23 protein-coding genes and 2 pseudogenes are annotated in these 19417 nt (G+C 35.6%); 5 read left to right on the plus strand and 20 right to left on the minus strand.

Annotated elements, in window-relative coordinates; genetic code table 11:
* Positions 1-253 precede the first annotated feature (253 nt).
* Complete coding sequence (locus CWS20_RS22435) at positions 254-1510, plus strand: hypothetical protein (protein ID WP_066196102.1); 1257 nt, start codon at positions 254-256, stop codon at positions 1508-1510.
* 96 nt (positions 1511-1606) lie between these two features.
* Here the strand turns inward: CWS20_RS22435 and CWS20_RS22440 are convergent, their stop codons facing one another.
* From CWS20_RS22440 to CWS20_RS29225, 18 genes and pseudogenes are all read right to left on the minus strand, one after another.
* Positions 1607-2104 carry a sigma-70 family RNA polymerase sigma factor gene (locus CWS20_RS22440; RefSeq protein ID WP_083957338.1) on the minus strand — a complete coding sequence of 166 codons (498 nt, stop codon included), beginning with the start codon at positions 2102-2104 and terminating at the stop codon, positions 1607-1609.
* A gap of 12 nt (positions 2105-2116) precedes the next feature.
* A complete protein-coding gene (locus CWS20_RS22445) occupies positions 2117-2302 on the minus strand; it encodes a hypothetical protein (protein WP_066196098.1) in 186 nt (61 codons plus the stop codon).
* Positions 2303-2856: 554 nt separating this feature from the next.
* Positions 2857-3774, minus strand: a complete 918-nt coding sequence (locus CWS20_RS22450; protein ID WP_066196095.1) for a helix-turn-helix domain-containing protein — start codon at positions 3772-3774, stop codon at positions 2857-2859.
* 344 nt (positions 3775-4118) lie between these two features.
* Positions 4119-4331, minus strand: a complete 213-nt coding sequence (locus CWS20_RS22455) for a DUF3954 domain-containing protein (protein ID WP_066196090.1) — start codon at positions 4329-4331, stop codon at positions 4119-4121.
* Positions 4328-4708 carry a hypothetical protein gene (locus tag CWS20_RS22460; RefSeq protein WP_066196088.1) on the minus strand — a complete coding sequence of 127 codons (381 nt, stop codon included), beginning with the start codon at positions 4706-4708 and terminating at the stop codon, positions 4328-4330. Before CWS20_RS22460 ends, CWS20_RS22455 begins: the two co-directional genes overlap by 4 nt.
* Positions 4701-4898: a hypothetical protein gene (locus CWS20_RS22465; RefSeq protein WP_066196085.1), complete on the minus strand. Its 198-nt coding sequence runs from the start codon at positions 4896-4898 to the stop codon at positions 4701-4703. Before CWS20_RS22465 ends, CWS20_RS22460 begins: the two co-directional genes overlap by 8 nt.
* Positions 4888-6205, minus strand: a pseudogene (dnaB, locus tag CWS20_RS22470) (replicative DNA helicase). Before dnaB ends, CWS20_RS22465 begins: the two are co-directional and overlap by 11 nt.
* A 5-nt stretch (positions 6206-6210) precedes the next feature.
* Positions 6211-6567, minus strand: coding sequence for a replicative helicase loader/inhibitor (locus CWS20_RS22475; protein ID WP_066196082.1), 357 nt, complete (start codon positions 6565-6567; stop codon positions 6211-6213).
* A gap of 11 nt (positions 6568-6578) precedes the next feature.
* Complete coding sequence (locus tag CWS20_RS22480) at positions 6579-7388, minus strand: DUF4373 domain-containing protein (RefSeq protein WP_066196080.1); 810 nt, start codon at positions 7386-7388, stop codon at positions 6579-6581.
* Positions 7381-7482: pseudogene (locus tag CWS20_RS29375) on the minus strand (hypothetical protein); the annotation flags it as partial. The pseudogene CWS20_RS29375 and the gene CWS20_RS22480, both read right to left, overlap by 8 nt.
* Positions 7483-7488: 6 nt before the next feature.
* Complete coding sequence (locus tag CWS20_RS22485) at positions 7489-7821, minus strand: HNH endonuclease (RefSeq protein WP_142385411.1); 333 nt, start codon at positions 7819-7821, stop codon at positions 7489-7491.
* Positions 7822-7867: 46 nt separating this feature from the next.
* Positions 7868-8266, minus strand: a complete 399-nt coding sequence (locus CWS20_RS22490) for a DUF6809 family protein (RefSeq protein ID WP_066196074.1) — start codon at positions 8264-8266, stop codon at positions 7868-7870.
* 189 nt (positions 8267-8455) lie between these two features.
* Positions 8456-8713 carry a hypothetical protein gene (locus CWS20_RS22495; protein ID WP_066196071.1) on the minus strand — a complete coding sequence of 86 codons (258 nt, stop codon included), beginning with the start codon at positions 8711-8713 and terminating at the stop codon, positions 8456-8458.
* A 134-nt stretch (positions 8714-8847) separates the two neighbouring features.
* Positions 8848-9501, minus strand: a complete 654-nt coding sequence (locus tag CWS20_RS22500; RefSeq protein WP_066196068.1) for a hypothetical protein — start codon at positions 9499-9501, stop codon at positions 8848-8850.
* A 40-nt stretch (positions 9502-9541) separates the two neighbouring features.
* Positions 9542-9862: a hypothetical protein gene (locus CWS20_RS22505; protein ID WP_066196066.1), complete on the minus strand. Its 321-nt coding sequence runs from the start codon at positions 9860-9862 to the stop codon at positions 9542-9544.
* A 13-nt stretch (positions 9863-9875) separates the two neighbouring features.
* Positions 9876-10586, minus strand: coding sequence for a Rha family transcriptional regulator (locus CWS20_RS22510; RefSeq protein WP_066196063.1), 711 nt, complete (start codon positions 10584-10586; stop codon positions 9876-9878).
* A 48-nt stretch (positions 10587-10634) separates the two neighbouring features.
* Positions 10635-10907 (minus strand): hypothetical protein, encoded by a 273-nt coding sequence (locus CWS20_RS22515; protein WP_066196060.1) that lies wholly within the window; start codon positions 10905-10907, stop codon positions 10635-10637.
* Between the two features lie 54 nt (positions 10908-10961).
* Positions 10962-11300 carry a helix-turn-helix domain-containing protein gene (locus CWS20_RS29225; protein WP_338064080.1) on the minus strand — a complete coding sequence of 113 codons (339 nt, stop codon included), beginning with the start codon at positions 11298-11300 and terminating at the stop codon, positions 10962-10964.
* Positions 11301-11377: 77 nt separating this feature from the next.
* On the opposite strand from CWS20_RS29225, the gene CWS20_RS22525 reads away from it, so the two are divergent.
* The 4 genes from CWS20_RS22525 (at position 11378) to CWS20_RS22540 (ending at position 15271) form a co-directional block, all read left to right on the plus strand.
* Positions 11378-12403: a helix-turn-helix domain-containing protein gene (locus CWS20_RS22525; protein WP_066196056.1), complete on the plus strand. Its 1026-nt coding sequence runs from the start codon at positions 11378-11380 to the stop codon at positions 12401-12403.
* Positions 12404-12489: 86 nt separating this feature from the next.
* The gene (locus CWS20_RS22530; protein WP_066196053.1) at positions 12490-13635 is read left to right on the plus strand and encodes a tyrosine-type recombinase/integrase; all 1146 of its coding nucleotides are present in this window, start codon (positions 12490-12492) and stop codon (positions 13633-13635) included.
* Between the two features lie 153 nt (positions 13636-13788).
* Complete coding sequence (locus CWS20_RS22535) at positions 13789-14280, plus strand: YajQ family cyclic di-GMP-binding protein (protein ID WP_066196050.1); 492 nt, start codon at positions 13789-13791, stop codon at positions 14278-14280.
* A gap of 121 nt (positions 14281-14401) precedes the next feature.
* Positions 14402-15271: an SDR family oxidoreductase gene (locus CWS20_RS22540; RefSeq protein ID WP_066196047.1), complete on the plus strand. Its 870-nt coding sequence runs from the start codon at positions 14402-14404 to the stop codon at positions 15269-15271.
* Positions 15272-15471: 200 nt separating this feature from the next.
* Here CWS20_RS22540 and CWS20_RS22545 read toward each other — a convergent pair whose 3' ends face one another.
* A complete protein-coding gene (locus tag CWS20_RS22545; RefSeq protein WP_066196044.1) occupies positions 15472-17007 on the minus strand; it encodes an alpha-amylase family glycosyl hydrolase in 1536 nt (511 codons plus the stop codon).
* Between the two features lie 406 nt (positions 17008-17413).
* Complete coding sequence (gene asnB / locus CWS20_RS22550) at positions 17414-19261, minus strand: asparagine synthase (glutamine-hydrolyzing) (protein ID WP_066196042.1); 1848 nt, start codon at positions 19259-19261, stop codon at positions 17414-17416.
* Between the last annotated feature and the right edge of the window lie 156 nt (positions 19262-19417).

A 19417-nucleotide genomic window follows, 5' to 3' on the forward strand; every position in this document is an offset into this window, starting at 1 on the left:
GAAATTTATACTAGTATTTTTTAATTCTAAGGTGGTGTTTATTTTCAGATAACTTCTAGAATCACCTCACCATTTTGTCTTACCATTATATTTGATACTATGTAGGCCCTTGAAGCAAAATTTATTATTGTTCCTGTAGAAACAACATTTTTGCAATGGAATAATTCATCTCTAGGATATTCGCCCAAGTAATTTGCACGATGGAAAATTTTGAAATTCATAATAACAATCCTTTCAGAATGGAGTTTTAAGTATGAATGAAGTAAAACATGACAACCTATTGAAAAATCTTTCCCTATTCCATCAATATCTAAAGAAATATATTGTTCAAGAGAAATTAGAAAAGTATATTAAAAAGTTTCCAACATTTTCGGAGGTTTATGCATCGTACCGTTCAGATTCTGTAAAGGACGATACCTCAATTATAGTTACTAAAACTTTAGTCCACGGAGTGGAAGAAGGTCTTATTACTGAATATGATTTAGACGAACTTCTCTTTTTAATTTTTGAAGATTCCTTATTTAATTCTCATTTGTATAAGTTAACTTCCTCAAGTTTTGATTATATTAATTCTGATTTTGCCAAATCTTTGTTTAAATCTTGGAGAATTCCTACAGAACACCGAATACTCAATAACATTAATAAGGAGATCTCTAAGGATTTTGTAATTTGTGGTTATAGGGTTGAAGATAACCTCGAAGGATTAGAATCCGTTAGATTACTTTTGCTAGATAGTACACCCCTAGAATTTTATTATAAAAATGAAGGGAACAAGGATGCAATTTTCCCAACTATTGTTGAGATAGACTTTAGAAGAAAATTGTTACACATTCGTCTAAAAGATGTTGATAATATTGCAGATGCAAATGAAAAAAGAAGCACAATGTCCGGAAGAATTGCTAACACATTAAATTTCATTAGTTCCTTCAATCCCAAAATACAATTCGAAGAGATTAAGAATTTCAAATCCTCTCTATACCATCTTGAAGAGCATCTCCTTAGTCAAAAAAGAGATTTGGCATATTCTAAACTAGAAGATTTTAATAAAGAGATAGATATTTTTACTGATAAAGTAAGTAAGAAGTTCAATCCTCCAAGTTCTAACGAAATTACACCTAAAGAGTATATCAGTACAGGAGTTTTATCCATAATTGCAACAACCTTATCTGGCAATGATATCGGAGATGTTGTTGGAATAAGGTTCCGGGATACTCAAAATGAAAAGAAATATGCTGAAATCACTATAAAAGATACTGGAAATATGTGCATTTCAACAAGCAATCTTTATTGGTTAAATTTATCTGTTCTTCAAAGCACCAAATCAGTTGAGTTCCTAAAGATAATACCGCAATTAGATAACGGTTCCGCTATTGTGAATCTTGAATTCTCTCTGGAAACAGCAAATGTTAAGCTACATCAAAGAACGCATTTGGAAGGAACTGATGGAATTAGACCGTCTCAAGAAAAGTATGATGACGTTATAAATTACCTAATGCAATTTATTAAATGATTCAGAAAAGCACCTCTTAAATTATAAGAGGTGCTTTAATACACGATTCAGATTTCTCTTTTCCCCTTCATATATACATAGTTTGTACGACAGAAATTACGAAACGAGGAAAAGGCTCTCCTTCTTTCTATTATCAATTTTCCTTAAGGCCCGTTCAAAATGAGTTTGTATTGTGCTTTTCTTCACTCCAAGCAAATCAGCCGTGTATTCAAATGTTAATCCTTCAACCTTAATCATCATGAATACTTCTCTTTCTCTATCTGTTAAAGTGCATAGTGCATCCTCTATTAAGTCTTTTTCATGCAAAGACAATTCTTTATCCACAGGCTTATCCACATCATTTACAGGCAGAACATCCAAAATACATGGGTCTGTAAGATATACGCCTTCTTTATCTGTCCCCCTGCGTGAATCAGGATTTCTTCCACTTTTCATCCATTCAATAGCATATTGCATGTCACTGATCATGCTGGAAATAATTTTCTTGTCCTCTTCATCTTGGCGAGTGGGTGTTTCCTTCTTATCTAAATCGCTCTTCATCCTGTTAGCTAGACGGAGAGACTTTTTATATTCAGCAATTAATACCCTCAACATGATCAACTCCTTTTATTTTTGTCTAAATGAACCTCTATGTCGCTTGTATGTTGGTTTGTATATCCCCATAAGCTCTTTCCATTCCCTCTCACTCATTTGCGCTGGTCTGGGCTTCTTCTGGCTTTTCAGTTTATTCTCTTTGATTGGAAGTGGGTTTACTTTTTTCCACTTTTTTAATTGGTCCTGTAGGGTATTCATTGGAATCCTCCCTATTAGAAAATAAAAAGGGCACCAACCATAGGCAGCTAAATGCTTCCTTAATGATTGATGCCCTCGGCTTGACCGTTAGGCTTATTTATTTATCAAAATCTATCTTGTGTTTCGTAAAAACCCCTGTAGTGAAAATAAAAACTTTTGCATCATTTTTCCTCACAACCTAAATATAATTAATTAGGAAGGAGTTGAATTGGATGCTTCAAATAATTTTAGAATTTTTGCTCGATATGATTATTTTTTTATTTCAAAAAGATGATAAAAAGATATAAATGTTTTTCCTGTATCAGAGCACTAAATACTCCTGTATGGTAATTGTAAACATCTCCTACCTTGTGTTTATTTATGCACCTGGGGACCCTCTCTTTATCTAACGACGAGCAGATTTCTATAAATGAGGTATTGGATTGTTTTGGCCACAAGCCGTTGTTCGGTGATACGTTGCAAGTTCTCAACCTCCATATCATCACCCTTGAACTAATACTCATACCAGCGTTCTTGTAACCAATGGCAAAGTAGTTTTGTCCAAGCCTCTTGATTCAATCTTTGCTACTTTTCCAGACCGTATAAGCGATTGTAAAAACGGGGGCAACCAGAAACACTAACCACCCAGGATGCCAGGCATTCCAAATAAAACCGATTGCCAGAAATATAACAGTCGTCAATGGCCAAATCACCGCATGAATCCAGCCATGTTTGCTCGATTCCTCATATTTCTCGTATTCCTTTACATATTCTTCATTATTAATAACCAATCGCTCGCCCTCCATTGCCGACCCTGCAATAATGAATAAGTACACAGCAAATGCCCATGTCAGTGGCATTAGTGCAAAGAGGGGATCTCTGTCTGCATGACCTGTATCGTTAGTCAAAAAAGGTATTCCAAAACTTAATATAATGATTACAATTCCGGTGACGATTAATATTACATACCTTTTACGATTGGCCAAGCTTTTCTGTCTAAAATCTTGAATAAACGAATCATCAAAAACTAATGGTTGTGTTTCAAGTTCCTTGTACGATTTTACGCTTAAGCCATGCCACACCAAGATGGCCACTCCAACAGCAACAACTATCATAAACAACACATAGCTAAACGTTTCTTGAAAATACATAGGAAATAAGATCGAGGCTATAAGAATAGCTACTCCAGCTGCGATGTTTTTTGCGTCCTGCTTCTTATTTAAAAGATAGGATTCCACAACTTCCTGACTGGCATAGTAGCCTTCCTCAGTCGTTCCTTGTTCTCCAAAGGGCTGATTTTCATCCTTTAATAGGTAATCGAGCGAAACCTGGAATAGCCTGCTCATTTTCACCAGTTTTTCTGTTTCCGGAAAGCCTTGACCGTTCTCCCATTTACTTACCGCTTGCCTGGAGACTTGAAGCTTTTCGGCAAATTCCTCTTGGGACCATCCTTTTTTTGCTCTCAGCTTTTTTAGTTTTTGATAAAATTCCATTATCTTCACCTCACCCTTATCTTAAACCGACAGCCATTATCCTTCTACCTATCAGAGGTTGCAACCTTGCCATCTTACGGTTGCACCTTCTCTTTTTTTGCGTAGCATCGCGATTTTTCTCGTTGCAAACTTATCCAATTTAGTCTTATTCCTATCCGAAATACTCACTGCATTATCCAATGAAACAAATTGCTTACTTTGTTAATTAAATTAATTTGTCCAAGCACTTATGGATAAATTTCATATAATATATAAACCTCCTATTTAAAGACTTCCTCCCTTGAGACAGAGCCTCTTCATGGGCTCTTTTTTTATTTTGGAAATTCCTTTACTCATCAATCACCTTATCTTACTCTTACGGCTTTCCTCGTCTCAGAGTTAATTGTCCGATGCATATTTCCTCCAAGCCACTCGACAACATGCTCTCCGTATCCTGATTCCGGCATTTTTAACATTTCCAATTTCCCATCTGAAACAACATATGTAGCATTTATTGACAAATTTATTTCAGCTGTAGTTTTATCTAAATTCAGTATTGCTTGATCATTTTTATTCATTTCACCAGCTCCTGTAAATCTTTACGTACTCTCATGGAATAGCAACGATTTTCTTGGTTATTCAATATTTTCCTTACATCACCCATGGTTTGATTTAATACCTTTTCTGATGGTTTCCCTACTGTTTGCAATCGCTTGATAACCTCTAATATTTCAAGTTCATTTTTCAACTGCCTTCGCCTATGTCTGACGTCTTTCATTTGACGGTAAATTTCAAACCCCTTGCTCGCACTAAGGGAAGCAAACTCCATTACATGTTGCAAATCATCAATTTCTAGCTCACATGTTTTTATAAGCCTTTGTACTTCTTCATGACGCTTTGGCATATTGACATAAATCTCGCGGACAATTAACAATGCATCTAAGATATTAGTCATTCTCCACCTCGTATTTAATTAAATATTCATTCATTTTTGATTGGAATTTTTCTTGTAGGAAAAACTCCAACCTTCCGTGATGATCCTCTAACTTAACTGACTTTTTCTCGTAAACTAGAAATCTTATGAGCAGTTGCAAGGAATAAAAATCATTAAGAATGGCTTCTTGATAAAGGTCCCTAACCGTCATGCCTTTTCTCCAGGTTAACAAAGAGGTTATATTCCTTAATAAATGCAAGCTGCACAGTTCCTGTTGGACCATTCCTTTGTTTCCCTATGATGATTTCGATTATATTTTTATCCTCTGATTCTTTGTTGTAGTAATCATCCCGATATGAGAATCCTATAACGTCCGCATCCTGCTCTATTTGCCCACTCTCGCGTATATCACTCATCATTGGGCGGTTTATCTTGTCTTTGTTCTACCGCCCGTGAGAGCTGGCTCAGAGCAATCACACAGACGTCTAATTCTCTAGCCATATGTTTCAACATTCTGCTGATCTCACTTATCTCTTGGGTACGGTTCCCTCGGTGCTTGTCATTACCTGAAATGAGTTGTAAATAATCAATGATAATCAAAATGTCCTTGCCTTCAAATTCTCTTTTCATCTTCCGGACCTTTGACCATATTTCATTAACACGGATACCCGGCTTGTCATAGATTCGGAGATTCATGTTCCCCATGTCTCCAACGGCATAAGTGAGTTTGCTCCAATCCTTACCCGTAATTCTCCCCGTTCGTATGCTCTGGCTATCTACTCGACCATTACTGGATATCATTCTTTTTAAAAGCTGTTTCCGATTCATTTCTAAAGAGAATATTCCGACCGCGAATTGTTCTTGCTGCGCAACGGCTTCTGCAATATTTAGGCAAAATGCTGTTTTTCCAACTGAAGGCCGAGCAGCAATAATGATTAAATCCTGCTTCTGTAAACCCGAAGTCATTTTATCTAGCTCTGTATATCCTGTAGGGATCCCTGTGACGTCCCCTTTTGGTGTTTCTAATTCAAGGTATAAAGAGACTAAATCATCTTGTATTGTTCCATCATCCTCATCCCCTGATGTATCCTCAAGCTTCATGAGTTCATTGATTCCGGTTTGAATAACTTCCGTTGGCTCTTCTCCCATTGCTGCTTCCTTAATTTTATTTGCTACCCTTATAGCCTCTCTCTTTTGCCAGTACTCCAAAATCACTTTTTCATAATAGCCATAATTGGCAGTGGTAGGGATACTCATCTTTAATTCATTCAGATAAGTAGCCCCACCAATCTTCTCCACTTTGTTCCCAACTCGCTCCAGAATTGAAATTACGTCGATTTGGATTCCTTTTTGGTCTAAATCCTGCATTGCCCAAAGAAGGTTGTAGTGCTTTCCTGCAGACAAATGATGCGGCTTAATTTTAGAGTCCTTTAGCAAATCAGGTTCAATCAGCATTATGCCTAGGAAAAATTGTTCTGCCTCAATGTTGTGTAAAAATATCTCCTCTGCAACCCCCATATTAATCACCGTATCCCTAAGATTTTTCTTATTTTTTGCTGTTCAATTTTAATTTGTTGTTCCTGTTCATCTGTAAGCTCCGGTCTATTATCAAAGTCATCCAGATATCGGCGTGTTTCTTCAGCGTTTGGGATAGCATTCATACGATCCATCGGCTTTTCTTTAATTAAATCAGCTAAAGTCGGAGGGAATGGGTTTGTTTCTATGTGTCTCTCTAAATTAAAAAATACTTTATTTGAATCATGTTTCAGTAATACTTTTTCCCAAATATCTAAAGTACGAGCTGGATCTTTAACATTAAATTTATTTTGATAGCTTGCTTGAATGGTTTGTAACAATTCTGCTACTTCTTTCCTTAGCATCCCCTAACCTCCTACACAAACTCATTAAAATCAACTTGAGTATTTCCCTTAGTTGATTTAGGCGAATTAGAACTACTTTGGAAAACTTTAAGTGGTTCTGATTCATCTAAAAAGCGAATAAGGTTGTTTGGCTTCATAAAATCTTGAAGTGTCCATTTATGAGTCCAATAGTATTGATTATCAAAAAGAACCTTTGCATAGTTATCTATCGCTTTTTGAACTTCATCAAGGGTGTATTCTTTTAATCTTGCTTGTATATGTGATTTAGTTTTATCAGTTAATGTTTTATGATTAATTATTTTTTTAGATATCCAATAGTCGAAGACTATATATATACTTTCCTTTACTTTACTTTCTTTTCCTTTTATTGCATCACTTTGCATTACATTTGCATCATTTTGCATTACATTTGCATTCTTTGGATTATCAGAATCATTGGTATCATTGGCTTTGCTCCATCTTGCTTTTGCGGCCGCACTTCTTTTTTGACTTACACTTTCTTTCTTTTCCATACGTTTAACGAGTGATTCTGACCAAAAAAATTCATCATCATTTTTGAATAAATCACATTCATTTATGCAAAATTCCACAAACTGTTTTGCATCATCTTTTGCAAAGTCATTGCATTGCACTTGCATTGCAATTGCATTCCAAACATAGTTTTTTATAGGTAATTTGTAATCATCTTCATTACGTAACATTTCGATAATAATCCAAAAAATACCGTATCCTTTAACTCCATATTCACTACGTAACGCCAAGATTTTAGGATCATGACGTGCATTAGCATCATGAGAGAAATAATATGCTTCTTTAGACATCTTTTTCTCTCCATTCCTTAAATTGTTCAGGTGTTTTATCTTTCTTTTGTCGATTACACTTTCTGCATGATGTTTTTAAATTAGAGGTTTCATTTGTTCCTCATTTTGAGATAGGAATGTAATGATCCACTTCTAATATTCCGCCATATTGCCCACAATAAAAACATGTAAAACCATCTCTTTCAAACACTTGTTTCGAAATCAATTTCCACAGTTTTAAGTTAGTGTTGTATAACCGACTTTTTATATACTTTTCTTCAAACTCTTGAAATTCATCGTCTAAATCAGCTTCGAATATAGTTCTTTCTTTCGCACACCAACTAATAAATCTCCCCTTAAAACCACCTAATTTCTTGGATATTTCCGGACTTTTTTCTAAATCATTTATAACATCAACCCTTAATGCGGCTTCATAAACAGATAAGTAATCCATAATCACACCTTCCTTTTGGTCTTGCCATGTTAAACCTCCATTCAAGCTATTTAAGTAGCTCGTCACCTGTACCATATTTAATCTCACGCATTAAAAATCTAAAACCACTTATAAAGCCTTGTATATAGTAATCCTCTCTTGAGCACCCCAAATAACTTGTCTGTTCATCTTCATATTCTAGAAACATTTTTTGCTGTTCTTCATCCAAGGTTTTAAATAACTTATCAAATTTCTCTTGAGTAGTTACAGCTAGTGATTTTGTCATATCTGATTCCTTAAATGTGCTTGGATCATCTTCAACAATTTGCTTTTCTGCAAATAACCGAAGAATAGAAATCATACCCGCATCATAACAAGCTGTTCCAATTCTCAAACCTTTATCGCCAATTCCACCATTTATTCCAACCGATTCTGCAAGTTCGTAAACTTTTTCCCCATGTACCATTGGTTACATTTATAATTTCCCCTTTTTAACAGGCATACTTGTCCACCATTTGCATATATTTCATAGTAATGGGAGAAAAATCTCCCATTACTAATTGCAAAATAAAAATGTAAATGATACAATTGCCTTGGATTTAGTTAATTTTTTCTGTAAAGTGCGCCAACACATTTACAGAATTTTATGGCAGTGTTAACACTTGTTCAGCTGTTGAAGGCGCTCTTCAACGGTTTTAGCCATTTGACTAGAAAGAATATCACTGCCTACTATCCTTTCTTTTACACCTAATAAAACCTCCGGATCAATATACTCGACACATTCTGTCCATAAATCTATAAAGCTCTTATTCTCAGTAACCTCTACTCCAAAAAGCTGACAAACTTCATTTAGTTTACTCCAGAGCCTTTCTAGCGAAATATGCTCAGATACAGCAGCTTGTCCATTATTCATTTCCTTTACTCCCTTCATTTGCATGGAAATCACCAACCATAACACCAACCGCAAAACATACTAAGCAAAATAAATATACAGCCATATTTTATCCTCCGGTATTTAATGTAATTTTGTAGACTAATAGGTCGTCTTTATAAAGGTTTCAAATACCGCGGCCTCTTCTTTTTAACAATAGTTTCCTCGCCTGTCTGATTGTTAATCAAAATATTTTTTCCTTGATGATCTTCAGCCATGGTGTATGTAGGAACACCTTGTTCCTCTAAAAACTCATCCATTAACCCTTTATGGCCTTGAAGCCGTCTAATATCACTCAGAATACATAACTCATTTATCGCAAAATGGGTCACATCCCAATTCTGATAATTCCATAAAAATTCATCTAAGTTTTCGCCTATAGTATTATGCTCACCAATTTCAAGATTGAATTTTTTTGTAAAAAAGTAATCCTTTGATTCAAATCGTTCTCCGTCATACTCCTTAGTTATCGGAAACAATTTTTCCACTTCTGATGGAGTTAGTTGTGTTATAGATAACTTTATAAAGTTGAATATTTCCAACTGCGCTAGAAACGACTCCTCAGTCTTACTCATCATTTTTACATCATACAAATTCATCATTTTAACCCCTGAAAATACCACTTTCTTTAAGATTTCTGTGCTTATTTCATCTTTACTGCGATAAAAATCGACTAGTTCTTTTATTGCTTTTGAGTACATCCTTGAGTATGCATCGAAGTAATCAAACTTTGGTTTTGAAATTCCGTTAATAACTTTTAATGTGGACATTTTAACACCCTATCCTTCCTATAATTTCTTACTTTGACTTTTATAAAATCTGTATAATAGATAAAACGATTAGACCTGTAATTGCTAATCCATAAAAACGTCCCTTCCATATCTTTGCACTTTCAATCGCAATTTCTGAATGATCGAGCGCTTTTTCTGCGGTATCTACTGATTGTCGCTGCCTTTTAATACTTTCAGAAGAAATATAATTACAAATTGATACCCAATCTTCCACATTAAACATTTCTAATACTGAGGTATTCTCTTCTTCACAAGCTTTTAACATACAGTTGTATAGATGTTCACCGCGTTTTATTATGCGGTTATATTCCTCTGTCCCTTTCACACTTTCAAATTCCATCGGTCATTCCTTCTTACGATGATTTATCCACGCCTAGAATTTCTTCTAACCTAGGTATTACTGAGTCAAAATATCTAAAACTATCAATCTCTTTGGAACTATATCTACTCTTGTCCCGATACCACTCACCGTATTCTTCAATTTTTAGATTATGTTTGTTTGTGATGAGCCCTATCCTTTGTGGGGATACACCAAACATTTCCCCTAGATTTTTTGCTGAATAGGTTTGTTGTTCGGATTTAGCATATGGAAGTATTTTCTCTCCGCTTAATGTTTCAGACGCTTTGGCCACTAGGATACTTTTGTACTCTTTTGATAGAGTATCCACGTTTGATAATTTTAAATAAGTATTTGCTTTTCTTACTCGTGCATTCTCCAATCTTGCTTCTGCGTTCATTCTTTTGATTTCTTGCTCAGAAGGGCGGATGTATGGTCTATAACTATTTTCTAGTTCTTCAATTCTCTGAATTACCTTGAATCTAGTTTTTGCATCGTACTTCAGTGCTAGTTGCATTGCACCGTCTTTTCCAAAGGAGAAGCAGGGGTGTTCCTTGTTTTGTGAGTTAATATATGAGGACGGCTGAAATATGAGCTGTCCTACTTCTTCTCCTAATTCTTTGATTTCTTTACGAATATCAGCCATAACATTTTTATGCTGTTTGCCGGTTAACTGCGCAATATCTAAGCTAGTCATTTTAATGTTGCTATTCATTAATTGACTCATTCTAAGTTCCTCCCTCAAATTATTGGCGTCTGTCCACGCTTTATTTATTTACCATTCATCCATAATCTGTTTCATAACTAGTTTTGAATCTTCATAAAACCAAAACCTTTTGCCCTTTTCCTTTCTTCTCTCCAACAACTTCATCCGAGAATCACCCAAGAACTCGTTTTCGAGAAAGGACTTACTCATACAGGTCCTTTTTGACATTTGTTCAATGTCCCAAGTAAACAAAACTTCATTTAGGGTGTGTTCAATTTTCTCGTTAATTTGATTTTTAATTTCCGTTTGATCGACATCAACGTTTATTTTAGCAATCGGCATAATTATCACCTTCAACAACCACTTGTATTTCCGTCATTTTAATTAAATTTAAATCTAAGTTTTAAAAAAAATTGCTATCTTTGATAAAGAATCAACAGACGGAGAGTAACGCCCGTTTTCAATATCAGAGATGTAGTTCCGTGATAACTTTGTAGCGACTGATACTTCACTCTGTGTATATCCCAGAGATCTTCGTTGTTTCTTAATTTCTTGTCCCAAAAACTTTTTGTCTAACATTTCGCACCTCCCATGAATATAATGTATTGTATTTCCGTCATTGTGTAAATTAGCAAATTCAAGCAAATTCGAGCATTTATAAGGAAAATACTTATTATATCTTGTATTTCCGTCGTTTTCCTTATTTTTTACTTGTATTTCCGTCATTACAAACATTGTTTATCCGACATTTGAATAGTATCATATGAGTAGATAAAAAATACTTGTCTAACCGACAAAGAAGGTGAAATCAAATGTCTTTGGGTAAAAGTATTAAATTTTTCAGAAAAAAATCTGGCTTAACACAAGTGGCTTTAGCTGAAAAGGCTAACATCTCTAGATCATATTTAGCAGATGTTGAGAACGATAGATATAATGCAAGTTTGGAGGTTCTTGGTAAAATTTCAACTGCTTTAAATATTTCTACTTCTACATTGCTAAATGAAGATTCAGAACTAGCCAAGGCTGAACAATACAAGGTCGAATCAATCAACAAAATATTAAATATATTAAAAACACTTACAGATGATGAGGGGTATTTCCATGCTAATCTGAGGAAAATTGTTTTCGACTCTTTCATCCATTTCATTAATATAAACTACTCTTTACACCAGCCACCTTCTGATTACTATATTGAACAAATGATGGATTTTTTCGAATCACCGGATGATTACACTGAATCAGATAAAAAGGAATTTATTGAATCCTTTAATCAAATGTATAATTATAGAACCATAAAAAATGCTTTAAATTATCATTTCGACATAAATGGTGTTCAAAAAACTTTAGAAAAAATTGCAGCTTGGAATGATATTGAAAATGAATATTTCGATAAAGAATCTCACTGGGAAAATACTCCTTTATATTTACATTTCTTAAAAAATGCTACCAATCAATTTCATTCGATGAAAAGCACTGCTTATAATGAAAATCTTATAAAATATGTAATCCTAGAAGCATATACTGCGCTTGAAATGCGTTTGAACGAAGTATTATTTGCAGCGATGGAGCATAAGGGTTCTAATTCAGAAATAAGTTTGGATTATTTAAATAAACTTTCTATGTTTGACAAGCTTCACATTTCACTAAAAAATTATTTAGATTTCGATATAACTTTGGAGGACTTTTACTCTGAATTATTGATGTGTATAAATACGAGGAATTTGATTGCACATTCTGGACCAATTAGAATTACTGAAGTAGATATTGAAAAATATTTATATACAATATCCACTTCTTTAGATGTTATTAATAGAGTTGTCCAAAAAAACACAAAATAGAAATAAATTATTAAGGAGGTGTTGCTACTTAATCATACTTATACTCCCTGATATAGCGTCTGTCCACGCACGAAGGGAAAATAAAAATGAAACTTAATAAATCAAAAAAAGATAAAGATTTATATTACTACTTTAACGTAAAAAACGAAAAATTATGGTGCTATAGATATCGTTATTACGATGCTCTTGGAAAAAGGAAAGAGAAATCAAAACAAGGTTTCAAAACAGAAAATGAGGCTTATAGAGCATTATTAGAAGTCAAAACAGATATTCTTAACGGTGAAGTAAAACGTGTGGAAAATTCCAATCTTACGGTAAGTGAATGGCTAGATATTTGGTATGAAACACATAAGAACGATTGGAAAATATCAACCAGACGACAAAGAGAATCAGCTATTCGTTTACAAATCAAACCACTACTTGGGAAGTATAAATTGGAAAAATTAGAAAAAACCACGTACAAACGAGATTTTATAAATGAACTTTTGAAAAAATATAAACCAACTACTGTCCATTTGATTCATAGAATATTTAAAATAGCAATAAACTCAGCTGTAGATGATGAAATCATTCCTAGAAACAGGTTCAATAAGATTACTATTGAATTAAATCGGAAAAATGATAATTTTTTTACTGCTCTTGAATTAAAAAAATTTCTTGTAAATTGCGAGAAGTTATTAACTACCACAAATTATACTTTGATTTTATTACTGGCTCACACCGGTCTTAGAAAAGGTGAGGCTCTTGGTTTGCAGTGGAAGGACATTAATTTTGATAAGAGAACCTTGACTGTTGAACGGACAAGAGATCACAAAGGAGTTCGAACTCCTAAGACCAAAAATAGCTATCGAACTATTTTAATTGATGAAGCTTTTATAAAACAACTGGAAACTTATCGTACTTGGTGCAAACAAACAATGCTCTCATTCGGTAGACATCTTAAAGATGACGCTTTTGTTTTTATATCCTATCAAAAAGGTACTCCGATATCCGAAAGCTTGCTTGAACATACGATGAATAAAATTGTTCAAAGGACAAGGTGTAAACGTATCACACCGCATGGACTAAGACATACACATGCAACGATATTAATTAGTCAGCGAATTCCGGTAAAAGTAATATCTGACAGATTAGGAAATACTCCACAAATGATTTTAGACATTTACGGTCATTCTTTCAAGGACCTTGAAGAAGAATCTGTACAAGCTTTCGAAAATGCACTTAACATGTAACTGGGGGAGGTTTTGGGGGAGGTTTTTATATCCCCCTTCTCAAACCCCATTAACACAAGGGTTTATAATAATGCTATATTTTACTATAATGAGAACATAAAGTGAAACCTCTTTTCAAAAAGAGTGTTTAAATGTAAAGATAGGGAGGATATTATGGCAAAGGATAGTTCATTTGATATTGTATCGAAAGTAGATTTTTCTGAGGTAACAAACGCGATTAATATTGCAATGAAAGAAATTCAAACACGCTATGATTTTAAAGGCAGCAAAAGTCAAATTTCATTAGACAAAGAAGAGCTTGTTTTGATTTCCGATGATGAATACAAGCTTGATCAATTAAAAGATGTATTGCTAAGCAAATTGATTAAACGCGGCATTCCTATTAAAAATCTTGATTATGGAAAAATCGAGGGTGCTTCAGGAGGAACAGTAAGACAGCGTGCCAGCCTTGTTCAGGGCATTGATAAGGATAACGCGAAAAAAATTAATACTTTAATTAAAAATAGCGGCGTAAAAGTGAAAAGCCAAATGCAAGAAGATCAAATCCGCGTGACTGGTAAAAATCGCGATGACTTGCAAAAGATCATTAGTCTAGTTAAAGAAGCTGACTTAACGGTTGATGTACAATTTGTCAATTATCGCTAAGGGACGCTGAATATTTTACTAAAGGGAGACATTTTAAAGTCTCCCTTTTTTCTTTCTTATAAACCTTCCATGTTTTCCCCATAATAATTAGGGAAATGAATGTACTAACGGAGGGATATATATGACAAACAATAATGAGATTCCAAAAAACTTTGCAGCGCAACATCAAAATCAACAGCCTGGATTAGAGGATGACATGATCCCTGAGCCAATCTATATTAGTGACTCATACAAGGCTGCCGGGAAGCTTAATAATAAAGTGGCCATTATTACTGGCGGTGATAGCGGAATCGGTAAATCAACCGCTATTTATTTTGCGAAAGAAGGAGCAGACGTTGTTGTAGTTTACTTAAATGAACATCAGGATGCCGAAGATACGAAAAAATATGTAGAAGCTGAAGGTAAGCAATGCTTATTGCTGCCTGGTGATATTGGACAAGAATCATTTTGCGTAGACGTTGTGAAGCAAACGATTGAACAATTCGGCAAAATCGATATTTTAGTAAATAATGCCGGTGAACAGCACCCGCAGCAAAATTTACAGGAGATAAGTACAGAACAACTGGAAAAAACGTTTAAAACAAACATTTTCTCTATGTTCCATTTAACAAAGGCCGTTCTGCCGCATTTACAATCAGGCGCTGCCATCGTGAATACTGCTTCTGTTACTGCTTACGCTGGCAATAAAACATTAATTGATTATTCATCTACGAAGGGTGCGATTGTGTCTTATACTCGATCTTTATCGTTGACGCTTGCAGATCAGGGTATCCGCGTCAACGCTGTTGCACCCGGACCGATTTGGACACCATTAATTCCTTCAACATTCCCTGCTGACCAAGTCGCTCAGTTTAGAAAAAATGTACCGTTCAAGCGGGCTGGCCAGCCATTCGAGCTTGCACCAGCTTATGTTTATTTAGCAAGTGATGATTCAAGCTATGTGAGCGGGCAAGTGATTCATGTAAATGGCGGGAAGGTTGTAAACGGATAGTTTACATAAATTCCTGAAAAAAATGGCAAATTCCCAGCAAGAAAACCAAAATCCGCATCAAGTGAATAAGAAACAAAGGGGCCGGGACAGAAGTACTTCAACCAAAGAAAAAACCAATCTATTGCGAAATTCTCATTTAGAGATTCGTAATAGATCGGTTTACTTATTAACATCGCTGAATTAAATTAGAAATTATTCGGTTAATCTTTATTATTTCTCATTCCTCTTCGTTTTGCTAAGAAAAGGAATAAAAAGAATGCAAATAGAACAGCTAAAAGGGTGATTCCATAAGTTAAGTTGAAGCCGGCTTTATCTGTTAAAACATAAATCTCCGCTTCCTCACGATCTAAGACAATATGGTACTCTTCATCTGGATTGCTTTTGACTAAGTCTCCAGCAAGTAAGCCTCTTAATTCTTTATTTGCTTCCAGTTGATCTGCTGTAAGAATAATATCCTTCGTTCCGGATGTATTATTTATGACTACAACAGATGTTTCTTCTTCATACTCCCGTTTAAAAACTGTAAATCCGTCCTCTTCATGAAGCACTTCGATCGTGCCTCTTGTAAGTGAAGGAAGCTGTTCTCTGACAGAAGATAACTGACCGAGATACTCAATTAATTCCTTGTCAGTTCTGAAATCCATTTGCTTTCTATTATCAGGAGTCTCTCCTCCGTCAACCGCAATTTCACTTGCGTAATAAACGATTGGTATCCCTGGCACAGTAAATAAATAGGTGAGGGCATTTCTCCAGCGCGGACCAGGGTGCTGATTAAGCTCTATCATATCCCTTGTAAACCTGACCATATCTTGATTATCGAGAAATCTGGCCATCATATATGGATTTTCATATGTATCTAAATTTGTTTCCAAATCAGCAAGCGTTTCTGTCATTGCTACATCCGGCTCTTTAAAGGAGTCTCTCATTGCCGCTACAGATGGATAGTCAGCAAAGCTGTCAATCCCGGTAGATTCAAATTGAGCGATTTCATTCGGATCATTTGACCACACATCACCCAATACATAGAAATCTTTTTTTGTAGCTTTCACTGCTGAAACAAACTCAGTTACAAAATTTTGGGATGCTAGCTGCACACCTTCAATCCGGTAACCATCAATATTTGTTTCATCGATCCACCAATTTGCTGCATCTATTAAATATTCCTTTACCTCTGGATGATCTTGATTTAATGCAGGCAGTCCATTCAGCCAGTCTTTATTCATATTGTCTTCTGTCTCAATTGGTTCCTTATCAATAAACCACTCTGCTTTATCAGGGTCATTTACCCATGGGTGTGAAGTACCTACGTGATTAATCGGAAAATCTATCATAACTTTTATATCACGATCATGCGCTTCTTTAACAAGCTTTTTAAACTCATCAATCGAACCGAACTGCTCTTCTGTTTCATAAAAGTCTTCTACCCAATAACCGTGGTAGCCATCTTTGCCATTTGCAAAAACAGGGCTTAATGCAATGGTGGTAAACCCTAAATCCTCGATATGATCAAGCCGATCAATAATTCCCTTAAAGTCTCCGCCATGAAAACGCTCTGGATTTCGCACATCCACATCATAATCATTGCTATTATCACGATTACTATAGCGGTCAATTAAAAGATAATAGATAGATTCATCCTGCCAGATACGTTCTTCCTTTGCTGCAGTCCCCGAAGCAGGCAGAACGGTGAGAAAAAGAAGCGGGATTAAGATGAGAGCGATGATACTCTTTTTCATCGTTGTCCTCCTCAAATAAAAATAAAATGCCGATATTAAAAAGTTCCAACCCTTTTAGATTAGCTGTTTGTACCCTTTCCGTCAAACAGAAGTTTTAAATTGACTGAAAATCGTAACATTTGACAAAAAACCGCTAAGAATATTGCCTATCTGAAGCAAATGAGTAGACTCACTGACAATTACCTGTTATTTAATAACGGTTATGCTCGTTTTTCCTGAAAGAATATTTCTTATAATTGGTTGCTATTTGACCTGCTGCCCGAAAACACTTCACTTACCGTTGGCACATTTTCCGCTGGCGTCTTCGTGTATTCATGATGAATTCATCTGCCTTATATATAACAATATTTTTTTAACAATAAAAAACTGCCCTTGCTAGTCATCTAGGGCAGTCGTCATATACGCATTATTCAACTATATTAATATTGTAATCTTTAAACCAATAATGAATTTGGGCAAGGTGGGCTAGAAGCTGCGGGCCAGTCATTAATTGGCCGAACCAAGGCACCTGGAATGCATCCCCTTTTGTTGCCACAATTTCTCTTAAATTCTTTTCATCAAAAAATTCATATAGCGCGGATGATGAATCATCAAGTACTTCATTAAGCATATTTTGTACGATACTAATATAAACTGGATTATGCGTTTTTGGATAAGGGCTTTTTTTGCGATAAAGCACTTCTTCTGGCAAAACGCCCTCTAAAGCTTTACGCAAAATGCCTTTTTCCCTGTTTCCATGCATTTTCATCTCCCAAGGGATATTCCATACATACTCGACTAGACGGTGATCAGCGAATGGCACACGCACTTCCAGGCTTGCTCCCATGCTCATGCGATCTTTACGATCAAGCAGCGTGGTCATAAAGGAAATCATATTAATATAAAATAGCTCTCTTCTTTTTGTCTCCAACTCCGATTCGCCATCCAGGTTTGGCGTTTCAGCTACCGCCTGCTTGTATTTTTCCATGCTGTATTCCTGCAGCTGAAGTTTACTGCGCCAGTCGGCTTTTAACAGCCTTTGTCTTTCATCGATTGATCGCATCCAAGGATAGCCGGTCCTGCTAAGATCATCTGTCCGATGAAACCAAGGATATCCTCCAAATATTTCATCCGCACATTCTCCCGATAGGCTAACAACATGATCCTTTTTGATTTCACGACAAAACCATAGTAGTGAAGAATCGATATCTGCCATACCTGGCAGGTCTCTGACATGTACCGCTTCAATTAAATTTGCTGCCAGCTCCTCTTGGCTGATAATACAGTTTTGATGAACCGTCTGGAATGTATCTGACATTTTATTAATATACACTCCGTCAGAATTCGGCTGAAAATCATTTGCTTTGAAAAACTGATCGTTCCCCTCATAGTCAATCGAATAAGTTCTTAATGGCGGCTTGCCTTCCTTTTGATAGGCTGTAGCTGCAATCGCAGTAATCGCACTTGAATCCAAGCCTCCAGATAATAAAGTACATAATGGAACATCCGAAACAAGCTGTCTTGTAACAGCATCTGTCACTAAGTATTTTACCTTTTCCGCTGTCTCCTCTAGGCTATCTTTATGCTCATCGCTTTTCACATTCCAGTAACGCCAAATATTTAGCCCATTTTTTGAAAGAGATAACGCATGTGCTGGACGCAATTCAACCAAGCCTTTGAACACGCCGAATCCAGGCGATCTGGAAGGTCCAAGCCCGAAAACCTCAGCAAGTCCTTCTCTATTAAGCTCTGTCTTTACTTGCGGATGCTTTAAGATTGCCTTCAGTTCAGAGCCAAAGATGATGCCAGCGGCTGTTTCTTTATAGAATAGCGGCTTTACCCCTAGACGATCACGTCCTATAAACAATTCCTGCTTGTGCTCATCCCAAATGGCAAAAGCAAAGATGCCATTTAACCTTTCCAGACAATTTTTACCCCATTCAATGTAAGAAGTTAGCAAAACCTCTGTATCAGAATGGCCTTTAAAAGAATATCCTTTTATAAGGAGTTCTTTTCTAATGTCTTCTGTATTATATAGCTCGCCATTATAGCAAATTGTATAAAGATTGCTCCTTTTTTCAATTGTCATCGGTTGCTTCCCGCATACCGGATCAACGACAACCAGTCTTTTATGCCCGAAGCCTGCATGCCCTGAGGTCCATACATTTGTATCGTCCGGCCCTCTTTTAGATAATGTTTCGGTCATTTTACCAAGTGTATTTAATTCATTTTCCATATTTGTATTAAAATCAACCCAGCCTGTGATTCCACACATATTGTCATCATCCTTTCTTTTGCACCTCTTAACCAGTTTGAGGTACAGTCTGTAGCTTATTAATCGCTTAATTTATTATGGAGTGTTTAAGCTGATTAGTGGAATTGCCCGGCACATCATGCATGGATTCATTCTATGCAGGGTAAAGTAATTGGT

The sequence above is a fragment of the Cytobacillus horneckiae genome, assembly GCF_002835735.1.
Classification (GTDB): domain Bacteria; phylum Bacillota; class Bacilli; order Bacillales; family Cytobacillaceae; genus Cytobacillus; species Cytobacillus horneckiae.

Bases quoted from the DNA above. Each gene is read 5' to 3' on its own strand.
- CWS20_RS22525 (WP_066196056.1), top strand. From the start codon at position 11,378: ATGTCTTTGGGTAAAAGTATTAAATTTTTCAGAAAAAAATCTGGCTTA.
- CWS20_RS29225 (WP_338064080.1), bottom strand. From the start codon at position 11,300: ATGTTTGTAATGACGGAAATACAAGTAAAAAATAAGGAAAACGACGGA.
- CWS20_RS22475 (WP_066196082.1), bottom strand. From the start codon at position 6,567: ATGCTAAGGAAAGAAGTAGCAGAATTGTTACAAACCATTCAAGCAAGC.
- CWS20_RS22515 (WP_066196060.1), bottom strand. From the start codon at position 10,907: ATGCCGATTGCTAAAATAAACGTTGATGTCGATCAAACGGAAATTAAA.
- CWS20_RS22480 (WP_066196080.1), bottom strand. From the start codon at position 7,388: ATGTCTAAAGAAGCATATTATTTCTCTCATGATGCTAATGCACGTCAT.
- CWS20_RS22460 (WP_066196088.1), bottom strand. From the start codon at position 4,708: ATGACTAATATCTTAGATGCATTGTTAATTGTCCGCGAGATTTATGTC.
- CWS20_RS22530 (WP_066196053.1), top strand. From the start codon at position 12,490: ATGAAACTTAATAAATCAAAAAAAGATAAAGATTTATATTACTACTTT.
- CWS20_RS22465 (WP_066196085.1), bottom strand. From the start codon at position 4,898: ATGACGGTTAGGGACCTTTATCAAGAAGCCATTCTTAATGATTTTTAT.
- CWS20_RS22535 (WP_066196050.1), top strand. From the start codon at position 13,789: ATGGCAAAGGATAGTTCATTTGATATTGTATCGAAAGTAGATTTTTCT.
- CWS20_RS22455 (WP_066196090.1), bottom strand. From the start codon at position 4,331: ATGAATAAAAATGATCAAGCAATACTGAATTTAGATAAAACTACAGCT.
- CWS20_RS22450 (WP_066196095.1), bottom strand. From the start codon at position 3,774: ATGGAATTTTATCAAAAACTAAAAAAGCTGAGAGCAAAAAAAGGATGG.
- CWS20_RS22510 (WP_066196063.1), bottom strand. From the start codon at position 10,586: ATGAGTCAATTAATGAATAGCAACATTAAAATGACTAGCTTAGATATT.
- CWS20_RS22505 (WP_066196066.1), bottom strand. From the start codon at position 9,862: ATGGAATTTGAAAGTGTGAAAGGGACAGAGGAATATAACCGCATAATA.
- CWS20_RS22490 (WP_066196074.1), bottom strand. From the start codon at position 8,266: ATGGTACATGGGGAAAAAGTTTACGAACTTGCAGAATCGGTTGGAATA.
- CWS20_RS22485 (WP_142385411.1), bottom strand. From the start codon at position 7,821: ATGGATTACTTATCTGTTTATGAAGCCGCATTAAGGGTTGATGTTATA.
- CWS20_RS22495 (WP_066196071.1), bottom strand. From the start codon at position 8,713: ATGAATAATGGACAAGCTGCTGTATCTGAGCATATTTCGCTAGAAAGG.
- CWS20_RS22540 (WP_066196047.1), top strand. From the start codon at position 14,402: ATGACAAACAATAATGAGATTCCAAAAAACTTTGCAGCGCAACATCAA.
- CWS20_RS22500 (WP_066196068.1), bottom strand. From the start codon at position 9,501: ATGTCCACATTAAAAGTTATTAACGGAATTTCAAAACCAAAGTTTGAT.
- asnB (WP_066196042.1), bottom strand. From the start codon at position 19,261: ATGTGTGGAATCACAGGCTGGGTTGATTTTAATACAAATATGGAAAAT.
- CWS20_RS22435 (WP_066196102.1), top strand. From the start codon at position 254: ATGAATGAAGTAAAACATGACAACCTATTGAAAAATCTTTCCCTATTC.
- CWS20_RS22445 (WP_066196098.1), bottom strand. From the start codon at position 2,302: ATGAATACCCTACAGGACCAATTAAAAAAGTGGAAAAAAGTAAACCCA.
- CWS20_RS22545 (WP_066196044.1), bottom strand. From the start codon at position 17,007: ATGAAAAAGAGTATCATCGCTCTCATCTTAATCCCGCTTCTTTTTCTC.
- CWS20_RS22440 (WP_083957338.1), bottom strand. From the start codon at position 2,104: ATGTTGAGGGTATTAATTGCTGAATATAAAAAGTCTCTCCGTCTAGCT.